This window comes from Rhizobium sp. A22-96, from assembly GCF_053521805.1.
Map to the genome: position 1 here is coordinate 156,368 of NZ_JBNWDQ010000007.1, position 14,373 is coordinate 170,740.

Genomic DNA, 14,373 nt, shown 5'->3' on the forward strand with positions numbered 1-14,373 from the left:
CTGCTCCACCGAGATCGATAGCCATGGCTCACGAGGAAACCGGTTTGCCATCCGCGCCATAGGGCTGCCAGAATTTCTTCAAACCAAGCCTTTCCAGAGCACTGTCGAGGTACTTCGGCTCGAACCAGCCGTTGAGATCGACATCACGACGGATGAGACCGTATTCCTTGCTCTTGACGGCCTGCTCCTTGTACTGCGAGACGAGCAGGTCATCGATCAGCGGCGAATTGCGATAGGCCAGCGTATCGTTGCGGAAATACTCCTCGAGGATCGGCACCGGCGTGCCGGACTTGTGCCAGAGTTCGAAGAGCTGAGCGCGGTTCGGCTCTTCGGAGGACCATTGCGCCGCCTTGACGAAGGCATCGACAACGCGCTGCGTGATCTCCGGATGGGCTTCGATGAAAGCCTCACGGCCGATAATGCCGGCATTGCGGCCGAAGCGCGGATCGTCACCCTTGGTCGTATAGATGATGTCGGCGCTATCCTTGGCCGCCAGGTTGATGAGCTGCGTGTCGCCGAATGCGGCATCGATGTCCTTGCTGGTCAGCGCCGCCACGGTTCCAGCGCTGTCGAGATTGACGACCTGCACGTCCCGTTCGGTCAGCCCGTGTGCCTGCAAAACCTTGATCGCGGCAAGGTGGCCATTGGTTCCGCGCTGCAACGCGATCTTGCGGCCCTTCAGATCCTCGATCGTCTTGAAGCCGGATCCCTTGGCGACGGCGAGATAAAGCGGCTTGCGGGCGCCGCTTGCCAGCAGGAACCTCGTCTTCAGGCCGGTCGCCCGCCCAATCAGCGCCGGCAGATCGCCCTGATAGGCAAAGTCAAGCTGATCATTGGCAAAGCCTTCGTTCACGGCCGGGCCGGCGCCCTTGAAGAAGGTCCACTCGATCTTGACGTTGGGATCGCCCGCAAATTCCTTTTCGAGAAAATCACCGGCCCGGGCCGTCGCCGCCGAAGTCCCCTCCGAGTAAGGGCGATTGTCGATGCCGATCGCGGCATAGCCGACATGAATGACCAATGGGTCCTCAGCGCGGGCGGAGACCGAAAGCATGGTCAGGGCAATGGCGGCTCCGGCAACCAAACGCGGGATGGATAGCAGCTTCATTCTTATTCTCCGTTTATCTATTCTGCGGCGGCGATGGTGGGTCGCGTCTCGGTGACGCGGCTGCCTGCCACGGGTATGGCGCGAGCACCTGTAGGTATTGAGGTTGTTGCGTTGAGGCTTTCGAGAACGCGGTTGCGGACGTCGACCAGCCTCGGTGAGGTTCGGGCGCGCGGCCGCGGCAGGTCCACCGGGATGATGTCGCGAATGCGGCCGGGCTGCGGTGACATGACGACGACACGATCACCGAGGTAAACAGCCTCCTCGACATCATGCGTCACCAGAACCATGGTGATGCGCTCCTTGGCCCAGATGTCCTGAAGCTCATCCTGCAGCCTTGCCTTGGTAATCGCATCGAGCGCTCCGAACGGTTCATCGAGAAACAACGCATTCGGTCGATTGACCAGGCCTCTGGCAATGCCGGCGCGTTGCGCCATGCCGCCGGAAAGCTGATGCGGATAGGCGTTGGCAAAGCCTGACAGCCCGACAAGCTCGAGGTGGGATTCGACCAGTCTTTTCTTTTCCGCTTTCGACAGGCCGGAATTTTCCAAGCCGAGAGCGATATTGCGCGCGACCGTCAACCAGGGGAAAAGCCGCGGCTCCTGAAAGACGATGCCGCGCTCGAGACTCGGCTCGGTGACCGGCCGCCCGGCATGGCCGACGAAACCGGAGGTGGGGGTGTCGAGGCCCGCGCCCAGGCGCAGCAATGTTGATTTCCCACAGCCGCTCGCGCCGACGATGGTGACGAATTCGCCCTCGGCAATATCGAGGCTGACATCGTCGAGCGCGGTCAACGTCTCGCCATTGACCTTGAACCGACGCGTGACGTGACAGATCTGGAGATGCAGGGAATTGCCCATCGCCGCCTACTCCGCAGCCACGGCGTGCCGCGCCGGATGCCGCGGCACCTTCAGCCCGAGATTTTCACGCAACGTCTTGCCCTCGTACTCGCTGCGGAACAGACCCCGTCGGCGCAACTCGGGCAGCACATGCTCGATGAAGTCGTAGAGGCCGGTCGGCAGTTGCGGCGGCATGACATTGAACCCGTCAGCCGCACCCGCCCTGAACCACTCCTCCATCTGATCGGCGATCTGAACGGGCGTTCCGACGATCTGCCAGTGTCCACGCGCGCCGGCAATGCGAAGGTAGAGCTGCCGGATGGTCAGATTTTCACGCCGTGCCAGGTCGAACAGCAGCTTTTGGCGGCTCTTGCTGCCATTGGTCTCCGGCAACTCGGGAACGGGGCCGTCGACGGGATATTGCGACAGGTCGACACCGCCGGACATGCCGTTCAGGAGGGAAAGCCCGACGGCCGGATGGATCAGCTCCTGGAGCTCGGCGAATTTGTCCTCCGCCTCCGCCCGTGTCCTGCCGACGACGGGAAAGATGCCCGGCATGATCTTGAGATCATCCTGGTCGCGACCGTATCTCCCCAGCCGGCCCTTGAGATCCGCATAGAAGGTTCTCGCATCCTCAATTGTCTGATGCGCGGTGAAGACGACCTCGGCGGTGCGGGCCGCGAGCTCCCTGCCCGGCTCGGAGGAGCCTGCCTGCACCAGCACCGGATGTCCCTGCGGCGCACGCGCGACATTCAGCGGGCCTCGCACCTTGAAGTGTTTGCCCTTGTGGTTGAGGATGTGCTGCTTGTCCGGATCATAATAGACGCCGCTCTGCTTGTCGCGGGGGAATGCGTCCTCTTCCCAGGTATCCCACAAGCCGCGCACCACATCGGCAAATTCTTCCGCCCGCTCGTAGCGTTCGGCATGGGCATAGTGCTCGTCCCGACCGAAATTATGCGCCTCATGGTCGCTCGAGGACGTCACCAGGTTCCAGCCGGCGCGACCACCACTGATATGGTCGAGGGAGGCGAATTTGCGCGCGATGTGGTACGGCTCGTTGAAGGACGTCGAGGCGGTGGCAACGAACCCTATATTTCGCGTCACCGCGGCCAGCGCCGACAACAGCGTGATCGGCTCGAACTGCGCGACGTAGCGGATCGCCGTCCGATGCAAAGCCTCAGTGTCTGCTCCACGCGTTCCAACACCGTCCGCCATGAAGATGAGATCGAATTTTGCCGCCTCGGCGATTTGCGCAAGCTCGACGTAATGGCCAAAATTGGAACCGGCATCGGCTTGCGCCAAAGGATGTCGCCAGGCAGCAATGTGGTGGCCCGTCGGATAAAGAAATGCTCCAAGCTTCAGCTGGCGTCGTTTACCCGTCATCGTCTTCTCCCTCATGGCAGCGGGAGGAAGGCTAATCATTAAATCTAATAATCTATAGAAATTATATTCTATTTAGCGGCGCCGCCTCGGATTTGTCGTCGCGCACAGCAACGATCGGACGGAGAACGTTTCGCAGCGACCTCTCATGAAGTCCGGGCATTCATATTGCCATCCGCCCGCATCCTTTCTCGGGAAAGAATTTCTTCCCGCGGGATCAAATAGATATTGCTGGACTTGCGACGACACTGGCCGAACCCTTCACACCACCAGCGGCTCAGCGCCGTGACGATCCATCGGCGTGGAGCAGACATGTCTTTCAATTCCGACAGTTCCGATCCTTTGGTCGCCAAAGCCATCGAACTCAGGCACGCATTCCATCAGGACGCCGTTGAGCGCGACAAACTTGGCGGCAGGCCGACTGAACCGATCCTTTTGCTGAAGCAGAGCGGGTTGCCATCCGCACAAATTCCCGTCCAATACGGCGGAAAGGGCGCTTCCTGGCTTTCCATCCTGCGTGTCGTCAGGGAATTCGCCCGCACGGACGGTTCGCTCGCCCATCTGTTCGGCTATCACCACTTGCCGCTGAACCTCGTTCTTTTCCGCGGTTCGAATGCCCAGAAGGACCATTTGCTGCGTGCCTCGGCTGCCGGAAATCTCGTCTGGGGCAATTCCGGCAACGCCATGTCGAAGACCTCATCGGGGCGGCGGATCGACAAGGGCTGGCTTGTCAACGGCAAACGCCCCTTCTCCTCGGGCTCCCACATTGCCGACTATATCCAGATCTCATTCGAGACCGCAAAGGGCGATCGCCTCACCGCTGCCGTTCCAGCCGACCGTGACGGGATCGTCATCGAAGACGATTGGGATGGCATCGGCCAACGCCAGACCGGCAGCGGCACGGTCAGCTTCCATGATCTCCAGATCGAGGATGATGAGCTCATCAGCTCGCCCGCCATCCCGCTGACACCCTATACATCGCTGACCTCCCTGCTGCAGCAAAGCGTGCTGCTCAACGTCTTCGTCGGCAGCGCCCAGGGCGCGCTGGAAGAAGGTAGGGCCTACACGACGACATCGTCGCGCCCTTGGATCTATTCCGGTGTCGAAAATCATACCGACGATCCCTGGATCAAGCGGCAATATGGCGATCTCTATATTCGCGCGCTGGCCGCCACCGAGCTTGCCGACAAGGCTGCCCGCAGTCTCGACGCGGCATTCAACCAGGGGCCTGGTCTGACCCATGAAGACCGTGGCGCTGCGGCCATCGATATCGCCACCGCCAACATCTATGCCGGCGAGATCGGCCTTGCCGTCTCCAGCGAGATCTTCGAGGTCATGGGGGCACGATCGGCGACGACAGCCAACGGCTTCGATCGCTTCTGGCGCAATGTCCGCACCCACACGCTCCACAACCCCGCCGAATACAAGAAGCGCACGATCGGCACCTGGCTGCTGACCGGTGAGCTTCCGACGCCGGCTATGTATCGCTGAAAGGATTCCCCATGGCGAGACGCAAGGACCAGATCAAGCTCGGCGCCTTCCTGCTCTTTACCGGCCATCACGTCGCGGCCTGGCGTCATCCCGAGGCCTCCGTCGGCACGGAATTCGAAAACTATCTCGAGCTTGCCAAGCTTGCGGAGGCAGCCAAGTTCGATACCATTTTCTTTGCCGATGGGGTTGCGGCACGGTTGAAGGATGTCAACGCTGCCAGCCGAAAGGCGCATAACGGCGTGTACCCGTTTGAACCGATCACGCTTCTATCCGCCCTTGCCAGCGTCACCCGCAATATCGGCCTGATCGCAACCGCGTCGACGAGCTTTTCCGATCCCTTCAACCTTGCCCGCCAGTTCGGTTCGCTCGACCGGCTGAGCGGCGGTCGTGCCGGCTGGAACCTGGTGACCTCCTCCGATCCGGAAGCCGCCTTCAATTTCGGTCACGACACGCATGTCCTGCATGCGGACCGCTATGATCGCGCAGAAGAATTCGCAGACGTGGTACTCGGCCTCTGGGACAGCTGGGAGAGCGGCCGCTACTTCGATCCGGAAAAGCTACACCGGCTGGACCACAAAGGACGTCACTTCAAGGTGCGCGGGCCACTGAACATACCGCCCTCGCCGCAAGGGCGACCGGTGGTGGTGCAGGCAGGCGCATCTGACCCGGGCAAGGAACTAGCCGCACGCACGGCGGAAGCCATCTTTGCCGCGCAGATCACGCTTGACGAGGCCAAGGCCTACTATGCCGACGTCAAGGGGCGGCTCGACAAATACGGCCGCTCTGACGACGACCTGAAGATCCTGCCGGGTATCTTCCCGGTGGTCGGGCGCAGCGAGGCGGAAGCACAGGACAAGTTCGAAGCGTTGCAGAACCTGATCCAGCCCGAGGTTGGCCTCAACCTCCTGTCGCAATTGACCGGCGTCGATCTCAGTTCTTATCCGCTTGACGGTCCCGTGCCGCCCAACCCACCGGCAACCAATGCCGGCAAGAGCCGCCAGGAACTGGTGCTCGATCTTGCCCGTCGCGAGAACCTGACCATTCGCCAGCTCTATCTGCGCATCGCCGGCGCGCGCGGTCACTGGCAGGTTGTGGGAACACCCACCCAGATCGCCGATGTCATGGAAGAGCGGTTCGAGAATTACGGCGCCGACGGCTTCAACATCATGGCGCCGATCATGCCCGGCGGGCTTGCCGACTTCATAACGCTCGTCGTGCCGGAGCTGCGCCGTCGCGGCCTGTTCCGAACCGAATATCAGGGCACGACGCTGCGCGAAAATCTCGGCCTCAAGCGCCCCGTCAATCGTTTTTCCGCAGGCAATGCAGCTGCAGCAGAATAGGAGAAGATCCATGGCACGCGACAAACTGTTTCTGATCTCACCCGGCTTTGCCGACCCCAAGCATCCGGGCGTCAGCTTCGTTTGCCCTTATTGCAATTCCATCGAGGGTCTGCTTGCCGCATTCCCGAACCTTGCTTCCAAGATCGATGTCGAGCGGGTCGCTTTTCCCCGGCCGCGACGACAAGTAATCGATGTCGTCGGCGAGGAAAACCAGTCGCTGCCGCTGCTCATTCTGGCGGACAATCCTCCCGCCGATGCAGGCGAGCGCGAGGGAAAGCGGTTCGTCAATTCGACCGATCGCATTCTCGAGCTGCTGACCGAACGGCACGGATTTCCGCGCCTCCACAAATGAACGGGGAGCGATATGACCATAAAGCCAAACGGCTTCGAGCCGCCCCACCTGCTGCCGGCACTGTTCGAGACCGACAAGACCAATCCCCATCTCGCCAAGGCAGCCGAGCTGCGCGACATCTTCGCCAAGGATGCTATCGAGCGGGATCAATTGGGTGGCAGGCCTGACGAGCAAATCAAGCTCCTGAAGGAAACCGGCCTCGTCAATCTGCTGATCCCCGAGGAGTTCGGCGGCGCCGGCGAGCGCTACTCCACCGCCATGCGCATCGTCCGCGAATTCGCCAAGGTGGATGGATCGGTGGCCCATCTCTACGGCTATCACTTCAGCCCGCTGCAGAATGCCGTCAACACCGGCTCCGACGAACGTTCCCGCGATATCCTGCGCCGCTCGGCCGCCGGTCGCTGGTTCTGGGGCAATACGACCAACAGCTTCTCCAAAAGCCTTTTCGGTCGGCGTGATCAAGGCAAAGTCATTCTCAACGGCTTTCGGCCATTCGCCTCCGGATCGCATGTCGCCGACTATCTGATGGTCGCCTGGGAGGACAAAGAGACCAACAAACGGAGCTTCGCCTATATACCGGCGGACCGAGAGGGCATTACTATCGCCGATGATTGGGACGGGATCGGCCAGAGGCAGACCGGAAGCGGCTGTGTCTTCTACAAGGACGTGGTGATCGATGCCGGTGAGATCCTGCCGGAGCGACCACAAGATCCGATCACCCTGTTGGCCCCTTTGCAGCAACAGAGTGTGTTGCTCAATGTGTTCGTCGGCACCGCGCAGGGCGCGCTGATTGCCGCTCGCGACTATACAGTTACGCAATCGCGGCCCTGGATCTATTCCGGCGTCGAACGCCATTCCGATGATCCCTGGATCAAGCGGCAATATGGCGAGCTCTGGATCAAGGTGCAGGCGGCAACCGCACTCGCTGACCGGGCCCTGGCGGCGCTCGATGCTGTCTATGCCAAAGGCGCGGATCTGACGCCAGATGATCGCGGCGAAGCGGCGATTGCCGTCGCCTCGACCAATGTATTGGCTGGCCGCGTCGCTCTTGAAGTCACCAGCGAGATCTTCGAAGTCATGGGCGCCCGCTCCGCCGTCAAACCGCTTGGGTTCGACCGCTTCTGGCGCAATGCGCGCATTCATACGCTTCACAATCCCGCTGAATACAAGACCCGCAATGTCGGCACATGGTTCTTGACTGGCGAGTTTCCGGAACCGGGGATATTTCAGTGAGCCAGAAACGCGAGCTTCATCTCAACATCAACATCCTGCATTCCGGCTTCTCGCCGGCAGCCTGGCGAATGGAGGGAAGCGACCCACGCGCGTCCTTCGATATCAATCACTACATCAACGTTGCCCGCATTGCCGAGCGTGGCACCTTCGACGCGGTTTTCCTCGCCGATCAGGCGGCCATCTCCGATCGGGTCGATTTCAGACCGCTCACCTCGCTGGAACCGACGATCGTGCTGGCGACCGTCGCCGCCCACACACAGCATATCGGCCTTATAGCCACGGCTTCTACCACCTACAACGAGCCCTACAATATCGCCCGCCGCTTCGCGACGCTCGACCATGCAAGCAGCGGCCGTGTCGGCTGGAACATCGTCACCAGCGCCGACCTCTCGCAAAGCCGGAATTTCGGGCTGGAAAAGCCGGTTGAGCATCATGGTCGCTATGAGCGTGCCGCCGAGTTTACCGCCGTCGTAAAGGCGCTCTGGGACAGCTGGGAGGAAGATGCCTTCATCGGCGATGTCGCCAACGGTCGTTTCGTCGATCCCGCCAAGGTCCATCCCATCGCCCATCGCGGCAAGCATTTTTCCGTTTATGGCCCGCACAATGTTCCGCGCCCGCCGCAGGGCCATCCCGTTCTCGTCCAGGCGGGCGGTTCCGATGATGGCCGCGAGCTGGCGGCGCAACATGCCGAAGCCGTCTTTTCCGCCTCACAGTCGTTTGAGGAAGCCCTCGACTATGCCCGGGACTTGCGGGCACGCGCGGCCCGCTATGGCCGTGCACCCAATAGCCTGCTGGTCCTTGCCGGCCTCGCGACGATCATCGGCAGCACGGAGGCTGAGGCGAAGCGGCGGCAAGAGGAATTGCGTGAACTTATCCCGCTGGAATACAGCCTTGCACGGCTCTCCGGCGTTCTCCAAATCGATCTGAAACGGCTGAAGCTGGACGAGCCACTGCCGGATGATATTCCGCTGCCGCCGGATGGCGGTCATACTTTCTTCCGGGCAACCCTCGCCCTTGCCCAACGCGAGAAACTGACCGTGCGCGGCCTGATCCGCGCGCTGAACGGCGGAACCGGCCACCGCACCATCGTCGGCACGCCGGATGCAATCGCCGACGATATCGAGACATGGTATCGCGCCGGTGCCGCTGATGGTTTCAACCTGATGCCGGATGTGCTGCCGCACGGCCTGGAGGTCTTCGTCGACGAAGTCGTGCCGATCCTGCGTCGTCGCGGTCTTTTCCGCCAAGCCTATACCGGCCAGACTTTGCGGGATCATCTCGGCCTCGCCCGGCCCGCCAACCCCTACGCCATTGCAGCCGAATGAAGGAGAATAGAGCATGACGTCATTTGCGACCGCCAAGGTCTCCGCGCCACATCGACTGGCAAGCCTTGCCGAAGAGCGCTATCGCGACGCTGACCAACAGCTTGGTGCAGACTGGAACGAGACCGTCGAAACGCTTCTGTCGCATCGCACCGTCCGCAGCTATCTGCCAAAGGCAGTCCCGGAAAGTGCCGTCCGTCTCGCCGTCGCTGCCGCGCAATCAGCCCCGAGCTCATCCAATCTGCAGGCCTGGAGCGTCGTTGCTGTCGAAGACGAAGTGCGTAAAGAGAGGCTGAATACGGTCGCCGGCACACAGCGGCAGATCACGCAGGCACCGCTGCTGCTGATCTGGCTCGCGGACCTTTCAAGACCGCGCGGCATTGCCACGGACCAAGGCTCTCCGGCAGAGGGCCTGGACTATGTCGAGAGCTTCCTGCTTGCCGTCATAGATGCGGCCCTTGCAGCGCAGAACGCAGTCGTCGCCCTGGAGTCGCAGGGCCTTGGCACCTGCTATATTGGCGCGATCCGCAACGATCCGGAAGCGGTCGCGCGGGAGCTGGGATTGCCGGAGGGCGTGTTTCCGGTCTTCGGTCTGACGGTCGGCTATCCCGATCCGGGGGTGCCGGCCGCGGTCAAGCCGAGGCTGCCACAGACAACCGTTCTGCATCGTGAGCGCTACGATGAGAGCCAGCGGTCGGATGACCTGAAACACTACAATGCGGTTTTGCGCGACTTCCAGACCGAGCAAGGCATGCCGCTTTTGGACTGGACCGAGCAGGTGAAGAACAGGATCAGCACGGTCGCGGCCCTGAAAGGTCGGCATTTGCTTGGCGCCGCGGCGCAGCGCCTCGGCTTCAAGTTGAAATAACCACCCTATTCGGCGGCGGCGATGTCGAGCCTGCGGGGTGAATTCCACAGCAAGACATCGCTGATTGCCCGCAGCGCCTTGGTCTCGGCCTGAAGCCAATTGCGAAACAACTCCACGCGCGCGAGCCGAGCCTTGGCCGGCGTCGTCACGAAGAAATAGGAAAAGCTGACGGGCTGCGGGCTGCCGAAAGGACTGACCAATCGTCCCGCCCTCAACTCCGCTTCCGCCAGACGCACCTTCCCGAGGCCAAGCCCCTGCCCGGCCAGCGCCGCGTCGATGACGAGGGATGATTGATTGAGACGGAAACCACCCTGCGAGAGCCGATAGGAAAGACCCTCGGCGCGCAGCCAGGCATTCCAGTCCGGGCATGACTGATCATGCTCGGCGCCATCCTCATGCAGGAGCGGCACACCTTCGATCGCCTGCGGATCGTTCCAGAGCCAGTGCCGCTCTGCAAACTCCGGATTGCAGATCGGCACGACGGACTCGGAGAAGAGATGATCGACCACAAGACCCGGATAGCCGCCGCTGCCGTAACGGATAGCGCAATCCGTGTCATCCCTGTTGAGATCGCTCAGCTGCGTCGATGCGTCGACCAGAACCTGCAGGCCCGGTGCGGCGCGTCTCAGACCGTTCAATCGCGGGATCAGCCACTTGCTGGCAAAGGACGGAGCCACTGAAACGCGGATGGGCAGATCGTGATCGCTGGCGACGAACTGCGTCATCGTTGCCAACACGGCATCGAATGCATCCGTCAGGCCGGGAACCAGAGAAAGGCCGGCGGTGGTCAGTTGCAGCTGTCCGCGTGTCCGGTGGAAAAGCGGCTGCCCGAGATAATCCTCCAGCAGCCGGATCTGCTGGCCGACGGCCGCCGAGGTGACGTGTAATTCATCGGCAGCACCGAGAAAATTCAGGTGCCGCGCGGTGGCGACGAAGGCGCGCAGCGACGTCAATGGCGGCAAGCGCGCCAAGGTCGGCTGGATGGTTTTTTTTCGTGTGCTGGCAACAGTGTTCATGAGCCGATTGCAGCACAAACCGACCATCAAAGACGAGAACGCGCTTTGCGTTTGTCTGAAAGACGACGAACATTTTCTTCCATGCTGCACCAAGGCAGCGGAAGCAAAAACTAAAATCGAGAAATAGTCTATATTTTTACTAGATTACAGGACTCGTAGCCGCTCCAACAAGACGGAGCGTGAAAAGCTTTTCTTCGCCGACGGGTGAGAAAAACATTCTTCCGTTTTGCACGCCCGCACCCTGAAGATGGTCGGGCTTTCGGAACTGGCGGTCTCTCCGCCACCTATGCGATCGCGGATGCTTCAGCTTCAGCAAGGGACCACGACATGACCATCAACCGCCGCCGTTTCAACCAATTGCTGCTGCTGTCCACTGCCGCGACGCTGCTGCCATCTCTCAAAACCCATGCCGCCGAGACGCAGCCACCGCGAGGCGGGACGCTCAATTTCATCGTCGAGCCTGAACCGCCGACGATCCTCGCTCTCGCCCATACAGCCGGCGGCACACAGAAGATCAGCCCGAAGATCACCGAGGGATTGCTGACCTACGATTTCGACTTCAAGGCGAAGCCGCAACTGGCCACCGAATGGTCTGTGAGCGCCGATGGGTTGACCTATACGTTCAAATTGCGGCCGAACGTCAAATGGCATGACGGCAAGCCATTCACATCGGCCGATGTGGCCTATTCGATCGAGCTTCTGAAGCAGGTCCATCCGCGCGGACGCGGCACCTTCGCCAATGTCACGGCAGTGGAGACGCCGGACGATCTGACGGCGATTTTCCGCCTCTCCAAACCGGCGCCCTACCTGTTGAAAGCACTCTATGCGGCAGAATCGCCCATCGTGCCGAAACATGTCTACGAAGGCGTCAAGATCGCCGATGTTCCGATCAACCCGAACGGCAGTGCGCCCATCGGCACCGGTCCCTTCATCTTCCGGCAATGGGTTCGCGGCTCCCATATCATCCTGGAACGCAATCCGGATTATTGGGATACGGGCAAGCCCTATCTCGACCAGGTCGTCGTGCGTTTCGTGCCCGATGGCGCCGCTCGCGCAGCAGGCTTCGAGACCGGCGAATTCGATCTCGGTGGCGATAATCCCATTCCGCTTGCCGATCTCGAGCGCATCAAGGCGCTGCCGAACATCGGCATCGATTCCCGCGGCTACGAGACCAAGGGTGACCAGACGCAGCTTATCCTCAATCTCGACAACGACTATCTGAAAGATGTCCGCGTCCGACGCGCGATCGCCCATGCGATTGATCTCAACGTTATTCTCAATACGGTCTGGTACGGCTACGGCCACGTCTCTCCGACGCCGATCAGCACCTTCCTGCCTGATTATTCCGACGCCTCTATCAAGCCCTATGCCTTCGATCTCAAGGCGTCCGAAACATTGCTCGACGAGGCAGGCTACAAGCCCGATGGCAGCGGCACCCGCTTCACGCTTCGTCTGACCCACAATTCCTACAATGAAGGCTTCAAGCGCGTCGCCGAATATTTGAAACAAAACCTTGCGCGCATCGGCATCATTGCCAGCATCGATTCCTACGATTTTTCGACCTATATCCAGAAGGTCTACAACGAGCGCGCCTTCGATCTTACCGCCGAATATCTCGGCAATCAGTTTGACCCGACGCTTGGCGTGCAGCGCGTCTACTGGTCGAAGAATTTTAAGATCGGTTTGCCGTTTTCCAATGCCAGCCACTACCAGAACGCGGAGGTCGATCGCCTGCTCGAGGCTGCATCCGTCGAGGTTGATGAGGCGAAGCGCAAGCAGGAATTCAACGACTTCCAGAAGATCATCGCCGAAGACCTTCCGGTGATCAATCTGATCGCGCTCGAAAACGTCACCGTCTTCAACAAGCGCGTCAAGAATCACACCACCGGCGTCGAAGGCGTGCAATCGAATTTCGCCGATGTCTACATCAAGGAAGGCGAAGGCTGAGGCACTACCTGTCAGACGATTATAAAGGGGCGATGATACGCCCCTTTTTTATTGTCATGCTTTAAGAGGCGACAAGAGCAAGCGGCGTGAGTTTGCCCAAAATGCGGTCGGCAAGCGCGATCGCCTGGGCCCGCTGTTCCGTGATCGAACTCGATTCCCAGGCAACGCCGCGCAGCGGATGGCCGATCGCGCTGATGTTGCGATGGATCCGCCCTTCCTCGGAGATGATATCACCATCGACAGTGGCATCGATGCCAAAGCCGGTGTTGTGCGGACGAACCTCACCGCTTTCGAGCAGGCTGCGGACAAAGGGGGCGGAAATGCGCCGCCAATCATGCAGCTGATGGCCACGGCAATCGATGACCCCGCCGAAAGAGCGCGTTTCAACACCGGTTCGGCTCTTCAACGTCGCCGAGATCCGGCGGGCGGCGGGCTTCATTGCGATCAATCTCGCCGTCTGGTGCCGGAGGCGGCCCTCGGCGATCGCCTGAGTGACGGCACGGTAGCTGTCCGGTGCCGCGCGATGCGCCGTCACATCCCAGAAAGCGCGAAGGTGGCGGGCAAAGCGCAAGCGCTCGACATCGTCAGCCTTTTGCCAAAGCGTCAGAATATGCGGTCTGATGGCGATTGGGAGACCCTGCCAGTCCTTGCCGGCTGCGGCAAGCGCGCGACGCTCCGACTTGACGATCGATAGCAACGAGCGTGCCGTTGTCGGAAATGCTTGTTCGGCAAGGAAGTCTCGCGCCGGTTCGGCATCCCGTCGGTCTTCGATGAATTGGCCCCGACGGGATATGACATGATATCCACCGCGAAAACCCCGCGCCTCCATGCTGGCCACCGCGTCGACCATCGACAGGCTGGAGCCGATCAGAAGAATCTCTTCAGCCTCCCGAAGGCGGTCGAGTACGGTGGCATCCCACGGTGAAGCCGCAAAAGCCGGATGGCCTGCAACAGGCGCTTCCCTCGGCGCGGGGTCGGGCTGGAACACGCCAAGAGCCAGAACCACCTCATCCGCTTCGATCTGTTTGCCATCCTCTGTTTTGATCCGAACCCTGTGCGGCGCAGCAATAAGTTCGGATGCCGAAGATCGGATATGCTGCAAAGTCGATCCGGCACGCGCCTGTGCGATCGCGCGGCTCAGCTCATCGCGGACGTAAGTGCCATAGAGATGGCGCGGCGGAAAGCTTGCGGAGATATCCGCAGGCAGCGTCCAGCCATAGCGCGAGGCATTGTCGGCGAGCCAGCGCGTCAGATGGTCCGGCTCTTCCGGATGAATTGAAAATGTGCCGGCCGGACCGTTGAGGAGATGGACAGCCTCGGGCGTGCTATAGGCGACGCCGCGTCCAAGCTCCTCCCGAGGCTCCAGGATCGTGATCGATAGCGGCACTTCGGTCCGGTCGAGTAGCTTCAACGCCGTCAGCGCGCCGGCAAAACCGCCACCGACGATGACGATCGAATAGTGTGAGCGTAAATCCGCGTGCAT

The 14,373-nt window shown here is 60.8% G+C and carries 12 protein-coding genes; 7 read left to right on the forward strand and 5 right to left on the reverse strand.

Annotated features, from left to right (window positions below; all coding sequences use genetic code 11):
* Positions 1 to 28 precede the first annotated feature (28 nt).
* From ACQZ6F_RS27885 to ACQZ6F_RS27895, 3 genes are read right to left on the reverse strand one after another with little or no spacing between them, the layout of a single operon-like run.
* On the reverse strand, positions 29 to 1,105 hold the full coding sequence (locus ACQZ6F_RS27885) for an ABC transporter substrate-binding protein (RefSeq protein ID WP_449095160.1): 1,077 nt from the start codon (positions 1,103 to 1,105) through the stop codon (positions 29 to 31).
* 17 nt (positions 1,106 to 1,122) lie between these two features.
* Positions 1,123 to 1,962 carry an ABC transporter ATP-binding protein gene (locus ACQZ6F_RS27890; protein WP_449095159.1) on the reverse strand — a complete coding sequence of 280 codons (840 nt, stop codon included), beginning with the start codon at positions 1,960 to 1,962 and terminating at the stop codon, positions 1,123 to 1,125.
* Positions 1,963 to 1,968: 6 nt separating this feature from the next.
* The gene (locus ACQZ6F_RS27895; RefSeq protein WP_449095158.1) at positions 1,969 to 3,324 is read right to left on the reverse strand and encodes an LLM class flavin-dependent oxidoreductase; all 1,356 of its coding nucleotides are present in this window, start codon (positions 3,322 to 3,324) and stop codon (positions 1,969 to 1,971) included.
* A gap of 309 nt (positions 3,325 to 3,633) precedes the next feature.
* On the opposite strand from ACQZ6F_RS27895, the gene ACQZ6F_RS27900 reads away from it, so the two are divergent.
* From ACQZ6F_RS27900 to ACQZ6F_RS27925, 6 genes are read left to right on the forward strand one after another with little or no spacing between them, the layout of a single operon-like run.
* Positions 3,634 to 4,812: an acyl-CoA dehydrogenase family protein gene (locus tag ACQZ6F_RS27900; RefSeq protein ID WP_449095157.1), complete on the forward strand. Its 1,179-nt coding sequence runs from the start codon at positions 3,634 to 3,636 to the stop codon at positions 4,810 to 4,812.
* Between the two features lie 11 nt (positions 4,813 to 4,823).
* Entirely contained in the window at positions 4,824 to 6,152 is a 1,329-nt protein-coding gene (locus tag ACQZ6F_RS27905) for an LLM class flavin-dependent oxidoreductase (RefSeq protein ID WP_449095156.1), read from the forward strand.
* A 10-nt stretch (positions 6,153 to 6,162) separates the two neighbouring features.
* Positions 6,163 to 6,504, forward strand: coding sequence for a DUF3088 domain-containing protein (locus ACQZ6F_RS27910; protein ID WP_449095155.1), 342 nt, complete (start codon positions 6,163 to 6,165; stop codon positions 6,502 to 6,504).
* A 12-nt stretch (positions 6,505 to 6,516) separates the two neighbouring features.
* Positions 6,517 to 7,737: an acyl-CoA dehydrogenase family protein gene (locus tag ACQZ6F_RS27915; protein ID WP_449095154.1), complete on the forward strand. Its 1,221-nt coding sequence runs from the start codon at positions 6,517 to 6,519 to the stop codon at positions 7,735 to 7,737.
* Positions 7,734 to 9,062 (forward strand): LLM class flavin-dependent oxidoreductase, encoded by a 1,329-nt coding sequence (locus tag ACQZ6F_RS27920; RefSeq protein ID WP_449095153.1) that lies wholly within the window; start codon positions 7,734 to 7,736, stop codon positions 9,060 to 9,062. The genes ACQZ6F_RS27915 and ACQZ6F_RS27920 overlap by 4 nt, the downstream gene beginning before the upstream one ends.
* 13 nt (positions 9,063 to 9,075) lie before the next feature.
* Positions 9,076 to 9,927: an NADPH-dependent oxidoreductase gene (locus ACQZ6F_RS27925; RefSeq protein WP_449095152.1), complete on the forward strand. Its 852-nt coding sequence runs from the start codon at positions 9,076 to 9,078 to the stop codon at positions 9,925 to 9,927.
* 5 nt (positions 9,928 to 9,932) lie between these two features.
* Here the strand turns inward: ACQZ6F_RS27925 and ACQZ6F_RS27930 are convergent, their stop codons facing one another.
* Positions 9,933 to 10,943 carry a LysR substrate-binding domain-containing protein gene (locus ACQZ6F_RS27930; protein WP_449095151.1) on the reverse strand — a complete coding sequence of 337 codons (1,011 nt, stop codon included), beginning with the start codon at positions 10,941 to 10,943 and terminating at the stop codon, positions 9,933 to 9,935.
* Between the two features lie 327 nt (positions 10,944 to 11,270).
* Here ACQZ6F_RS27930 and ACQZ6F_RS27935 point away from each other — a divergent pair, with 327 nt between their 5' ends.
* On the forward strand, positions 11,271 to 12,890 hold the full coding sequence (locus ACQZ6F_RS27935) for an ABC transporter substrate-binding protein (RefSeq protein WP_449095150.1): 1,620 nt from the start codon (positions 11,271 to 11,273) through the stop codon (positions 12,888 to 12,890).
* A gap of 61 nt (positions 12,891 to 12,951) precedes the next feature.
* On the opposite strand, the gene ACQZ6F_RS27940 is transcribed toward ACQZ6F_RS27935, so the two are convergent.
* Positions 12,952 to 14,373 carry an FAD/NAD(P)-binding protein gene (locus tag ACQZ6F_RS27940; RefSeq protein WP_449095149.1) on the reverse strand — a complete coding sequence of 474 codons (1,422 nt, stop codon included), beginning with the start codon at positions 14,371 to 14,373 and terminating at the stop codon, positions 12,952 to 12,954.

Excerpts from the sequence above, each read along its gene's own strand:
- ACQZ6F_RS27885 (WP_449095160.1), bottom strand. The coding sequence starts at position 1,105 with ATGAAGCTGCTATCCATCCCGCGTTTGGTTGCCGGAGCCGCCATTGCC.
- ACQZ6F_RS27890 (WP_449095159.1), bottom strand. The coding sequence starts at position 1,962 with ATGGGCAATTCCCTGCATCTCCAGATCTGTCACGTCACGCGTCGGTTC.
- ACQZ6F_RS27895 (WP_449095158.1), bottom strand. The coding sequence starts at position 3,324 with ATGACGGGTAAACGACGCCAGCTGAAGCTTGGAGCATTTCTTTATCCG.
- ACQZ6F_RS27900 (WP_449095157.1), top strand. The coding sequence starts at position 3,634 with ATGTCTTTCAATTCCGACAGTTCCGATCCTTTGGTCGCCAAAGCCATC.
- ACQZ6F_RS27905 (WP_449095156.1), top strand. The coding sequence starts at position 4,824 with ATGGCGAGACGCAAGGACCAGATCAAGCTCGGCGCCTTCCTGCTCTTT.
- ACQZ6F_RS27910 (WP_449095155.1), top strand. The coding sequence starts at position 6,163 with ATGGCACGCGACAAACTGTTTCTGATCTCACCCGGCTTTGCCGACCCC.
- ACQZ6F_RS27915 (WP_449095154.1), top strand. The coding sequence starts at position 6,517 with ATGACCATAAAGCCAAACGGCTTCGAGCCGCCCCACCTGCTGCCGGCA.
- ACQZ6F_RS27925 (WP_449095152.1), top strand. The coding sequence starts at position 9,076 with ATGACGTCATTTGCGACCGCCAAGGTCTCCGCGCCACATCGACTGGCA.
- ACQZ6F_RS27930 (WP_449095151.1), bottom strand. The coding sequence starts at position 10,943 with ATGAACACTGTTGCCAGCACACGAAAAAAAACCATCCAGCCGACCTTG.
- ACQZ6F_RS27935 (WP_449095150.1), top strand. The coding sequence starts at position 11,271 with ATGACCATCAACCGCCGCCGTTTCAACCAATTGCTGCTGCTGTCCACT.
- ACQZ6F_RS27940 (WP_449095149.1), bottom strand. The coding sequence starts at position 14,373 with ATGCACGCGGATTTACGCTCACACTATTCGATCGTCATCGTCGGTGGC.